The organism is Pseudomonas sp. RIT-PI-r (assembly GCF_001297015.1).
GTDB lineage: Bacteria > Pseudomonadota > Gammaproteobacteria > Pseudomonadales > Pseudomonadaceae > Aquipseudomonas.
On sequence record NZ_LIGE01000047.1, the window covers coordinates 261,287 to 273,758 of the forward strand.

General features: G+C 59.7%; 6 protein-coding genes and 1 pseudogene. 1 reads left to right on the forward strand and 6 read right to left on the reverse strand.

Translation table 11 applies throughout. The annotated features are described in order from the left end of the window. Positions 1 to 8: 8 nt before the first annotated feature. The 6 genes and pseudogenes from AK821_RS28575 to AK821_RS28600 all read right to left on the reverse strand — a co-directional run bounded on the left by AK821_RS28575 (position 9) and on the right by AK821_RS28600 (position 7,406). Complete coding sequence (locus AK821_RS28575; RefSeq protein ID WP_064393227.1) at positions 9 to 1,019, reverse strand: chemotaxis response regulator protein-glutamate methylesterase; 1,011 nt, start codon at positions 1,017 to 1,019, stop codon at positions 9 to 11. Beyond that, the gene (locus AK821_RS28580; RefSeq protein WP_064393228.1) at positions 1,016 to 3,304 is read right to left on the reverse strand and encodes a hybrid sensor histidine kinase/response regulator; all 2,289 of its coding nucleotides are present in this window, start codon (positions 3,302 to 3,304) and stop codon (positions 1,016 to 1,018) included. Before AK821_RS28580 ends, AK821_RS28575 begins: the two co-directional genes overlap by 4 nt. After that, complete coding sequence (locus AK821_RS28585; protein WP_064393229.1) at positions 3,301 to 3,984, reverse strand: chemotaxis protein CheW; 684 nt, start codon at positions 3,982 to 3,984, stop codon at positions 3,301 to 3,303. Before AK821_RS28585 ends, AK821_RS28580 begins: the two co-directional genes overlap by 4 nt. Beyond that, a pseudogene (locus AK821_RS28590) lies at positions 3,981 to 5,251 on the reverse strand (CheR family methyltransferase). Before AK821_RS28590 ends, AK821_RS28585 begins: the two are co-directional and overlap by 4 nt. Beyond that, a complete protein-coding gene (locus AK821_RS28595; protein WP_064393230.1) occupies positions 5,248 to 5,784 on the reverse strand; it encodes a chemotaxis protein CheW in 537 nt (178 codons plus the stop codon). Before AK821_RS28595 ends, AK821_RS28590 begins: the two are co-directional and overlap by 4 nt. Further along, positions 5,784 to 7,406, reverse strand: coding sequence for a methyl-accepting chemotaxis protein (locus AK821_RS28600; protein ID WP_064393231.1), 1,623 nt, complete (start codon positions 7,404 to 7,406; stop codon positions 5,784 to 5,786). The genes AK821_RS28595 and AK821_RS28600 overlap by 1 nt, the downstream gene beginning before the upstream one ends. Positions 7,407 to 7,719: 313 nt before the next feature. On the opposite strand from AK821_RS28600, the gene AK821_RS28605 reads away from it, so the two are divergent. Next, positions 7,720 to 12,471, forward strand: coding sequence for an RHS repeat-associated core domain-containing protein (locus tag AK821_RS28605; protein ID WP_082355503.1), 4,752 nt, complete (start codon positions 7,720 to 7,722; stop codon positions 12,469 to 12,471). The last annotated feature ends 1 nt before the right edge of the window (position 12,472 follow it).

The window sequence follows — 12,472 nt, forward strand, 5'->3', positions numbered from 1 at the left end:
AAATCGGTTCATTTGGGGAAAATCTCCAGCAATCGTGGCGCTATCTTTTCCAGTGGACGAATTTCTACGGCGGCATCAATGGCTGCAGCGGCCTTGGGCATGCCGTACACCGCACTGCTTTGCTGATCCTGCGCGATGGTCAGGTACCCCTGTTGGCGCATGAGCTTAAGCCCTTGCGCCCCGTCGCGTCCCATCCCGGTCAATAAAACCCCGACCGCATCACCGTTCCAGTAACTGGCGACACTTTCGAAAAACACGTCGATGGAGGGCCGGTAGATCTCATTGACCGGCTCGGCGGTGTAAGCCAGCGTGCCGTTCTTGAGTAGACGAATATGATGGTTAGTGCCGGCCAGCAGCACCGCGCCGGCTTGCGGCGGTTCGCCTTCGCGGGCCAGACGTACATCCAGGCCGCTGGCACTGGCCAGCCATTCGGCCATGCCGGCGGCAAAGACCTGATCGACGTGCTGCACCAGCACAATCGCTGCCGAGAAGTCCCGGGGCAGGCCTTTGAGCAACACTTCCAGCGCTGCCGGGCCGCCCGCCGATGAACCGATCGCCACCAGTCGCTGGCGCGATCCCGAGCTGCGCGGAGGTGTCGGTGCCGGGCGCGAGCGCGGCGCCTTGTCGCCGATCAGCCAGCCAATATTGAGGATCTTGCGCAGCAACGGCGCCGCCGCTTCACGTGCATCACCGGCGCCGAGTGCCGGGGTATCGACCACGTCCAGCGCGCCGTGGCCCATGGCCTCGAAGACGCGATGGACATTCTGCTGGCGGTCGACCGTGACGATGACGATGGCGCACGGTGTCTCGGCCATGATCCGCCGGGTGGCTTCAACGCCGTCCATCACCGGCATGATCAAATCCATCAGGATCAGATCCGGGGTTTTTTCGGCGCACAACTGCACCGCCTCGGCGCCGTTGCGGGCGACCCAGACCATCTGATGCGCCGGCTCGAAGGCCAGTGCCCGGCGCAGCGCCTCCACCGCCATTGGCATGTCGTTGACGATTGCGATCTTCATGCCCGCGCTCCTCCGATGAGCTCGACCACTGCGTCGAGCAGGGCGTCGTCATGAAAACTGGCTTTGGCTAAATAATAGTCCGCCCCGGCGTCCAGGCCACGGCGACGATCCTCTTCACGATCCTTGTACGACACGACCATCACCGGCAGCGATTGCAGGCGGTTGTCGCGGCGCAACAGCGTGACCAGCTCGATGCCGTCCATGCGCGGCATATCGATGTCGGTGATGAGCAAATCGAAGTCCTCCGAACGCAGTGCGTTCCAACCGTCCATGCCATCCACCGCCACCGCGACGTCGTAGCCGCGATTGAGCAGCAGCTTGCGTTGCAGTTCGCGTACGGTCAGTGAATCGTCGACCACCAGCACCCGCTTGCGCGCGGCCTCGGCGGCCTGATTGCCGTGGCGGGCGATGCGTTCCAGGCGTCCGGTATTGAGCAGCTTGTCGACCGAGCGCAGCATGTCCTCGACATCGACGATCAGCACCACCGAGCCATCATCGAGCAAGGCGCCGGCGGAGATGTCCTGCACTTTGCCCAGACGCTCGTCGAGTGGCAAGACCACCAGCGTGCGCTCGCCAATGAAGCGCTCGACCGCAACACCGTAAATGGCATCGCGCTCACGAATCACCACGACTTTAAGGGTTTCGCCGCTGTTCTGACTGGCCGGGCGGTTGAGCAACTGGCTGGCCGCAACCAGCCCGACGTGTTGGCCTTCGTGCCAGAAATGCTGCCGGCCTTCGACCTGCACGATGTCTTCAGGGGCCAGATCACACATGCGTTCGATATGTGCCAGCGGGAAGGCATACGCCTCTTCGCCGACTTCCACCACCAGACTGCGCACCACCGACAAGGTCAGCGGTACTTCGAGATGGAAGCGACTGCCCTCGCCCGCTGCCTGTTCCAGCACCACGGCACCGCGCAACTGGCGAACCATGTGTTGAACGGCATCAAGGCCGACTCCCCGACCGGAAACTTCGGTGACCGTGTCGCGCAGGCTGAAACCGGGCAGGAACAGGAAGGTCAGCAGTTCTTCCTCGCTCAACTGCGCCGCGGTTTCGGCTGGGGACAACTGGCGTTCGACGATGCTGCGGCGGACCTTTTCCAGGTCGACACCGTTGCCGTCATCGCTTAACTCCAGCACCAGCAGACCGGCCTGGTGCGAGGCGCGCAGGCGGATCAGGCCCTCTTCGGGTTTACCTTTGAGCAGGCGTTGCTCCGGGGTTTCGATGCCGTGATCGACCGCGTTGCGCAGCAAATGGGTGAGCGGCGCTTCGAGTTTCTCCAGTACATCGCGGTCGACCTGCGTCTTTTCCCCTTCGATTTCCAGACGCACCTGCTTGCCCAGGCTACGGCCCAAATCACGAACCATGCGCACCTGACCGGTGAGCACGTCAGCGAACGGGCGCATGCGGCAAGCCAGCGCAGTGTCGTAGAGTACTTGGGCGCGCTGACTGGCCTGCCAGGCGAATTCGTCCAGCTCGGCGTTTTTCTCGCTGAGCAGTTGCTGGGATTCGGCGAGCAGGCGCCGTGCATCTTCCAGCGCTTCCTGCGCCTCAAGGCTCAGCGCGTGTTCCTTGAGGTGTACGTTGAGGTTTTCCAGCGCGCGCAGACCGTTGTTCTGCATGCGCTTGAGGCGTTGCATGGTGGCCAGATGCGGCTTGAGGCGCTGGGTTTCCACCAGCGATTTGCTCGACAGATCGAGCAGGCTGTTCAGGCGCTCGGCGGTCACGCGCAAGACGCGTTCGCCACCTTCGGTGGTGCGTTTGTTTTTGCGTGGCGCCGATTCGGAGGATTCAACCGGCGCGTCCATGATCGGAGCTGGCGCGGGTTCAAAGAGCGGCGGCGCTTGAAGTTGCAACTCGGCCATCGGCGGTGCAATCCGCGTTGCCGGCGGCGTCGACGGATCGAGCAAACTCGCCATCAACGCCACGTATGCGTCGATATCACTCGGCTGCGGCGCATTCGCCGGGGTGGCGATGCGCATCAGCAAATCCGTGCCCTGCAACAACGCATCAATGTGTTCCGGACGCAGCAACAAGCGCCCTTCCTGCGCACTGACCAGGCAATCTTCCATGACATGGGCGACGCTGACGCCGCTGTCGATGCCGACAATCCGCGCCGCGCCCTTGAGCGAGTGCGCCGCACGCATGCACGATTCGAGTTGATCGGCCTGGGTCGGATTACGCTCCAGCGCCAGCAGCCCGGCGCTGAGCACTTGGGTCTGCGCTTCGGCTTCGAGGCTGAACAACTCCAGCAAGGAGGCGTCGCGCATTTGCTCGGGGGTCATGTCAGGCTCCGGGTCACGGCGGACAGCAACTGTTCTTCATCCAGCCAACGCAGGCTGCGACCGCGAAACTGCAAAACGCCACGGGTGAATTTGGCACTGGCTTGCTCACCGGATTGCGAGGCGGCATCAAGGATGCGCTCGTCGATGGCATGTATGCCGTCGACTTCATCCACCGGCACCACCACCGGCCCGCCATGGGCGGCGATGATCAGCATGCGCGGCATGATTCGCCCACTGCTGGCCGGTGCAGCGCTGCCGTCCAGATCAAGCAATTCAACCAGCGACAGGCACGCCACCAGCGCGCCGCGCACATTGGCCACGCCGAGCAAGGCCCGCGAGCGCTGATGCGGCAAGGAATGAATGGCCTGCAGCGGCGCGACTTCGACCAGGCTGCGCGTGGCCAGCCCCAGCCATTCTTCACCGAGGCGAAACATCAGCAGCGAACGGGTTTTCACATCCGTTTCGACGGCGCTGGCCACCGGGTCGCGCTCGTCCTGCTGCAAGGCATATCGGTCAAGCAGGCGCGTGGCGGCGGCGGAATACACTGAGCAATTGCGGCAATGAATGTGCTCTTCCAGCAGCGGACAGGACTTGTCGCCATGGATGCCGATGCGGTTCCAGCAATCGTCGATCGCCCGGGCGTCTTCGTGGGTGACGTTCAAGGTGTCGGACGGGATCATCGTTTACGCTCACTGTCGGCGGTGCGGCCGCTGCGGGCGGCGCGCTCCTGCAATCGTCTGGCACCGACGCTGTCGCCCTGAGCCTGCAGCAATGCGGCCAGGTGCATCAACGCTTCGGGATGTTGCGGTTCTAGATACAGCGCCTTGCGGTAGAAACCTTGGGCTTCCAGCGTCAGGCCAGCGACATCGCTGAGCAGGCCGAGCCAGTAAAACACTTGGGCCACCGGCTCGTGGCTGCGCAGATACTGTTCACAGGCAGCCCGGGCTTCGGCGCTTTTGCCTTCGTTGGCCAGCGCGGCGATGTTCGCCAGCAATGTTGCCGCGTCCGGGTTGGCACTGTTGCGGGTGATCGGCAGTGGCGTTACGGCGCTGAACGGCCGATTGCGCACCGGAAGCGGCGACGGGCTGCGTGGCGCTGGACTGATCGGCAACGTGACAGGTTTTGGCGTCGGCAGCGGCTCGGGATGCGGATCGCTATGACGACTGAACGCAAAAGACTGCGGGATGCCGATCGAACGCATGCCCAAGCGTCCAAGCAGACTGCCCTCGGCCGGGCCGATAAACAGCACGCCGTCGACATGCGTCAGGCGTTTGAGCACTTCGAACACTTGCTTCTGCGTGGGCTGATCGAAATAGATCAGCAGGTTGCGGCAGAACACGAAATCGAATGCCGGTTCGCTGGCCAGCAACGCCGGATCGAGCACATTGCCGACTTGCAGCCGCCCTGCTCGCGGACATTTTCATTGACCCGATGGCCGTCCCGCCCGGCGCTGAAATGCCGTTCGCGATAGACCAGATCCTGGCCGCGAAACGAATTCTTGCCGTACAGCGCCCGCCGCGCCTTTTCCACCGACAGCGGACTGACGTCCATGCCATCGACCTTGAACTGATGCGGCTTGAGCCCGGCATCGAGCAAAGCCATGGCAATCGAATAGGGTTCTTCGCCGGTGGAACACGGCAGGCTGAGAATGCGCAAGGCGCGCATGTTATTCAGCTCGTTGAGGCGATTGCGCGCCAGTTTGCCCAGGGTGGCGAACGATTCCGGGTAACGGAAAAACCAGGTTTCCGGGACGATCACTGCTTCGATCAGCGCTTGCTGTTCATCCCGCGAGCCTTGCAGCAACTGCCAATACTCATCGGCATGCGCGGCTTGCGAGAGCGTGGTGCGCTGGCGTACGGCGCGCTCGATGATCGCCGGGCCTACCGAGGTCACATCGAGGCCAATGCGTTCCTTGAGGAAGTCGAAAAAGCGCTGATCGTTGCTCATGGCTGCGCCTCAAGCTGCGCCGGGTCCAGCGGTGGATTGGGGAACAACAGAGTACGCACGGACTCATCAAGCAAGTCATTGACCCGCACCCATTGCACCAGCCCCTGCGCATCTTCGCGCACCGGGCCAAGGTACGGCGCCTCACGGTTATCGAGACCGTAAGGCTGAAATTCCTGCGGATGGCAGCGCAAGGTATCGGTGGCCTGTTCGAGGATCAGCCCGAGCCATTGCGCCGCTTGCGTGGCGTCCGGGCGGTAGTTCACCAGCACCAGACGCGTGCTGGTGCGCGCCTCGGCCGATTGGCCGAACGTCAGCGCGCTGAGGTCGATCACTGGCACCACCGCGCCGCGATAAGCGAACACTCCGGCGACCCATTGGGGCGCGCGGGCAATCGCTTTCAACGGCAGGCGCGGCAGCACTTCCGCTACTTCGGTGGCGCGCAAGGCGTAACGCTCGCTGCCGATGCAAAACAGCAAGAACAACGCCGGCTTCGCCACGGGCGCGGCACCGCGTTTGGCGATGATGTCGCTCATCAGACTTTGAATCGCGAAACGCCGCTGCGCAGCCCGACGGCCACCTGGCTCAGTTCGTCGATGGCGAAACTGGCCTGACGCAGCGACTCGACGGTCTGGCTGCTGGCATCGCCCAACTGCACCAGCGCATGGTTGATCTGCTCGGCGCCAGTGGCCTGGGCCTGCATGCCTTCATTGACCATCAACACCCGCGGCGCCAGCGCCTGCACCTGATGGATGATCTGCGACAGCTGCTCGCCGACCTGCTGTACTTCGGACATGCCGCGGCGCACTTCTTCGGAGAATTTGTCCATGCCCATCACGCCGGCCGACACCGCCGACTGAATCTCGCGGACCATTTGTTCGATGTCATAAGTGGCGACAGCGGTCTGATCCGCCAGACGTCGCACTTCGGTGGCGACCACGGCAAAACCGCGACCGTACTCACCGGCCTTCTCCGCTTCGATCGCGGCGTTGAGCGAGAGCAGGTTGGTCTGGTCGGCGACTTTGACGATGGTCACCACCACTTGGTTAATGTTGCCGGCCTTCTCATTGAGAATGGCCAGTTTGGCGTTGACCAGATCGGCGGCGCCCATCACCGAGTGCATGGTGTCTTCCATCCGCGCCAAGCCTTGCTGGCCCGAGCCGGCGAGCACCGAAGCCTGATCGGCGGCGGTCGATACTTCGGTCATGGTGCGCACCAGATCGCGCGAGGTGGCGGCGATCTCGCGGGAGGTCGCGCCGATCTCAGTGGTGGTCGCGGCGGTTTCGGTGGCGGTAGCTTGTTGCTGTTTGGAGGTAGCAGCGATTTCGGTGACCGACGTGGTCACTTGCACCGACGAACGCTGGGCCTGGGACACCAGCGAGGTCAGCTCGGTCATCATGTCGTTGAAGCCGGTTTCGACAGCGCCGAACTCGTCCTTGCGGTCGAGGTTCAGGCGCGAACTGAGGTCGCCGGTACGCATGGTTTCGAGGATCTTCACGATGCGGTTCATCGGCGCCATGATCGCGCGCATCAACAGCAAACCGCAGAGACCGGCAGCCAATACCGCAACCAGCAGGGAAATGAACATACTGACTTTAGCGGCGGCCACGGCATCGTCGATATTGGCCATGGCCTGATCGGCGACTTTCTTGTTTTCGCCGATGATGTCGTTGAGTTTCGTGCGACCGCTGTACCACGCCGGCGTGAGCTTCTCGTGGAACAGTTTCACCGCATCGGCTTCCAGATTGCGCTTGTGCAAATCGAGCACCGCATCTTGAATCTGCATGTAGTTATCGTGGTACTTCACGAAGGCGGCGAATTCGCTACGGTCCTCGTCGGTCGCCATGGTCTTGCGGTAATTCTCCATCTGCTCCTGCAGACGGCTCTCAAAGGACTTGTACTCGGCAGCGTCTTCGCTGCTGATGCCCTGACCTTCCTTGAGGCCGAGCAATTCCTGAGTCTGCAGATAGCTGTCGACCCAGGCACCACGAATCATCGAGCTGTAATAGACACCGGGAATCGCATCGTCGCGGACACTGTTTTCACTGGCTTCGATCTTCAACAGTCGCGAGTACGACAGCACCACCATCAGCAACATGATGGCGATAATCACCGCAAAACTCGCCAAAATTCGTTGGCGCAACGTCCAGTTCTTCACAGTGATTCCTCGTGCCTAGGTCGAAATGCGGGGAGTATAGCCGAGGGCGGTGTTTCATTTATAAGACGCTTTATCAGGGTTCAACCCTATACAAGTACCGGAGTAGACGCTCTGAAACTTTTTGCTACAGGAAAAGCGCAAATGGCTTGAATAGTCACTGGAAAGTTCAGCAACGTTTTGTCAGGTTACAGGCGCTCTCAAGGGGTTAACCAAAGCGACAGGACCGTCGCCTGGTTAACGGAATGGCACGCTTGATGAGCTTCGCCGGCTTCCCGGGATTGGGGCTGGCCAACTCAAGGAAAGAGGTGACCGCATGAGCCCGTTAGTCATTGCAATCTTCGAAAAGCAGCCGGATCCCAAGATAGTTATCGGTAAATTCAAAAACTGCCTGGCAGACTACAAGTCCGCAGTCAAAAAATTGCCAGCATTGGAGGTTGAGCAAAAATTCAAAGTCGGTGACGAACTTCATCTTTCGACGCCACTAGACATCAAAGAACAGCCGAAGCACTTCGCCACCTGCCCCAAGAGCGGCAAACTCACCTTGATCCACAGCTTCGAGTCCGCGCGATTCGTGCCGATTGGCAACACACCTGTGCTACTGGAACCGGTAGACGCGAACAACAACATCATCGGTAAATCGACTCTCACCAACATCGGGCCGAGTGGTATTGAAGAAGTGCCGAATCTTCTGCCCGCCCAACGCTACCGGATTACGTTTTTCCCCTCCACCGGCAAAGATGACATTGAGCGTCTGTTCCAGTCCTACGATGTCGTCATCAATGACGTGAGCCTCTGGCTGGAGAGCGAATGGAAAGAATTCAGATTTCTCTGGCAAGAGCACACCAACGCATCCTTGCCCGGGCGCGCGGCCAAACTGTTGCTGGCTGAGATTGGCGGGGTTTGGGGCGTCGGCATGAGCATCTGGGGAGATCTCGAGGATCTCTTCGATCTGGTAAGCGATCCGCTCAAACACTATGAGAAGCTGAAGAAATTTTTCACCGACGACAGCATCAAGCGCATATATGACGCTGCGACCGAAGCGCGCCGAATAGCAATGCTGATTGCCTGCGACGAGCCGCTGCTGTGGATTTACATTTCTGCTGCCTGGGCCTGGGCGTCCATGCTGCCTCCCCAGACCCGCACGGAAGTGCTGGCCAGATTGAAAACGGAAATACTCTACGTCGTCCTCAGCGTCATATTCACCGCAGGTCTTGGCATCGCATTACGAGCCAGTGCAAAGGCCGTGACCGTTACGTTGAAAGCAGACAAAGCGCTCAAGTTGATTGAAAAACTGACCGCGAACCTGGTGGCCATTAGTCGCAAGCACTTCAAAACCCATGCGCAGGCGTACACGCCGGTAGCTTTGAGTGGGACAACGGTCGCCAGTACGGGCACCAAGGCAACAAGCAACATTACTCCCCACGTGCCGGCACAACTAGCCTCCCCCATGAAACCGCCCGCCCCCGCCGCAGGGGGAGAAGTCATACCCGATTCGCAGATTCACGCACGGCGTAAAACCCGCAGCGACACGCGCGTGGAACAACAGGAAAAGATTGATAACGCACCTGAGCAATCCAGAAACGCGGCGGATCAGCCTACACAGCGCGTTGAAAAAACCTGCGCCAAAGATGACCCTGTCTCGATGGTCACCGGCGAAGAATTGCTCACCCTGACTGACGGCGAACTCGCCGGCTCGCTACCCCTGGAGTGGACCCGCCTCTACCGTACCAGCGCGGTTGAAATCGACAGTCGTCTGGGCCATGGCTGGAGCCATTCGCTTTCACACCGACTGGATATCGAAGATGAAGGCGTCGTCTGGACTGACCATGAAAACCGTCAAACCCGCTTCCCCATGCCGACTGAACAACGGCCGGCGATCAGCAATAGTCTGGCGCAAGCGGCCATTTTTCTGGGGGATGTGCCGGGCGAACTCATTCTGACCCAGGCCGGGCCGAAAACACGCTTCTACCATTTCCGCGCAGGGCGACTGACAGCCCTCAGCGATGCCTACGAAAATCGCCTGCATCTCAGCTATGACTTTGTCGGTCGCATTCAACGCATCGACAATGGCGCGGGCAGCTGCCTGCTGCTGCGTTATGACGATCGTCACATCGTGGCGGTCGACCGACAGCAACTACGTGTCGAGTACAACGATCGCGGTGAGCGTCAGGAACCTTGGCTAACCCTCCAGACGCTGGTCACCTACAGCTACAACGACCACAGTCAGCTAGTCTGCGCGACCAATGCGGCAGGTGAGGCCGAACATTATCGATACAACGAACGACACGTCATTGTGGAACGGCAATTAGCCGGCGGAGCCCGTTTCTTCTGGGAGTGGGAGCGTGAAGGAAAACTGTCTCGCTGCGTTCGCCACTGGGCCAACTATTCGCAGTTGGAAGCGCGGTACGAATGGGATGACAAAGGCTCCGTCACCGCATACAACTCGGACGGCAGCACCCAGGTTTACCTGCATGACAAAAACGCGCGCTTGCTCAGCGAGACGGCTCCGGACGGCGGCGAAACACAGAACGCCTATGACGATCAAGGTCGTCTGGTCGCCATAAAAGATCCAATGGGCGCGATCACCGAGTATCAGTACAACAACGCGGGGCGCTTGATGGCGGTGTTCCCGCCGGAAGGAGAGCCGACCTGTTACAACTACTTCAACGGCCAGCTCACTTACGTGCGCAGAGGCAAGGCTCGCTGGAAATACGAGCGCAACCGTCAGGGTGATATCACCCGGCAAATCGATCCCGACGACAACGAAACCCACTACAGCTACAACCCACAGGGTCGATTGCTGGAAATTCGTCATCCCGATGGCAGCCACCATCAGTTGGGCTGGAACAATCTCGGCCAGTTGCTGGAAGAACGCCTGCCGGACGGAGGTCAACGCAAATATCGCTACGATGCGCTCGGCCGGCAAATAACCCGACAGGACGAATTTGGCGCGATCACCCATTACCAATGGGACGCTGTCGATCGCCTGACCCAGATCACTCTGCCGGGCGGCGCCACCCGGGCTTTCAGTTACAACCCTTACGGTCGCGTCACCGCTGAACGGGATGAACTTGGGCGGATCACCCGTTACGAATACGCTGATAACCTGCATCTCGTCAGCCGCCGGATCAATCCTGACGGCAGCCAGCTGCGTTATCGCTACGACAACGCAGGTCTGCTGCTCACCGAAATCGAAAACGAGCACGGCGAGCACTACCACCTCGATTACTTCGCCAATGGCTTGATTCAGCAGGAAACCGGTTTCGATGGCCGTCGGACCGCGTATGAATACGATCTCAATGGCCAACTGCTGAAGAAAACCGAATTCGGAGACAACGGCAGCGACCTGGTCACCGAGTATCAGCGCGACGCCGCCGGACGACTGTTGGTAAAAATCTTGCCCGACGGCGATGAAATCCACTACGGCTACGATGCCCTCGGGCGCTTGGTAAATGTCGATGACGGAAACTGGCCGCTCGCCTACGAATACGACGAGCAGGATCGTCTGATCACTGAGCACCAAGGCTGGGGCACTACGCGTTATGAATACGACAGCGTCGGCCAACTGAGCCATTGCCGTCTCCCGGACGGCAGCAAGCTTGATTACCGCCATCTGCCCGGCGGGCGCCTGAGCAGCATTGACCTCAACGGTTCACGCCTGACAGCTCACCAATTCAGCGCCGGTCGAGAACAGCGACGCCAACAGGGTTTGCTGCTCAGCCAATACCAATACGATGAACAGGGCCGCCTGCAAGCCCATAGCATCAGCCAGCGGGATAAAAACCTGTTTCACCGTCGTTATAACTACGCGGCGAACGGTAACCTCGTGGGCGTCGACGACAGCCGCAAAGGCAACCGCAGCTATCATTACGATCCGCTCGATCGTCTCCTCAGCGTCCGTGGTGCGATGCCGGAAAGCTTCGCCCATGACCCGGCGGGCAATCTCCTCGGCCAGAACGACCTGCCCGTGGCCAACCTCGCCAATGTCAAAGGCAACCGCCTGCTCATGCAAGGCGACCGCCACTACGATTACGACGCTTACGGTAATTTGAGCCGTGAACGTCGCGGTGCTGGCCAGAGGCTGGTCACCGAATACCGTTACGACTGCCAACAACGGTTGATCAGCCTCAGCCTGCCGGACGGCAGAATCGCTAGCTACAAATACGACGCCTTTGGCCGCCGCATCGAAAAAACCGTCGACGGACAAACCACAGAATTTCTCTGGCAAGGCGAACGCCTCATCGCCGAAAGCGCCGATAATCGATACCGCAGCTACATCTATGAGCCCGGCAGCTTCCGCCCACTGGCGATGCTCGATGGTGAAGGCCCACTTAAGGCCACACCGTTTTACTACCAACTCGACCACCTCGGCACGCCACAGGAACTGACTGATTACAGCGGCGAGATCATGTGGTCAGCGAATTACCGCGCTTACGGCAATCTTGCCGCACTGGACGTCGCCAAAATCGACAACCCGCTGCGATTCCAAGGCCAGTATTTCGATGCCGAAACCGGGCTACATTACAACCGACACCGCTACTACAATCCGGGCACTGGGCGGTTTTTGACGCCGGATCCGATCAAACTTGCGGGTGGGTTGAATAGCTACCAGTACGTGCCTAACCCTACAGGGTGGGTGGATCCGCTGGGGTTGAATAATTGTCCTGGTGGCGGAAAATGCACTCCCGGCCAAGGCGCTGAAACTCCAGAGGAGAAAGCTCGTGTCAATCAGGGAGAAATGTCGCCACCTACAGCGGCTTCAATAAACTGGAGAGGATTTTCGGCCGGAAAATTGCAGCCTCATTATCAGAAGCACGTAGTTGACCAGAAGGAGTTCGGAGATATAAGCCAAGCTGAATATCTTAAACAGGCTAAAGAATTTTCCAAGGAATCGGGAGCTTTCAACGAAACGAATGTCGGAAACACTATAATCAAGCATGATCCAGCTACTGGAAGAATATTTATAGGGAATTTGAAATCGCGAGAGATCAGGACATTCTATCGGGAGGACGGGAGAAGCGCGGACCCATTCCAATCCGCTATTGACTTAGCCAAGGGGCTGTAAA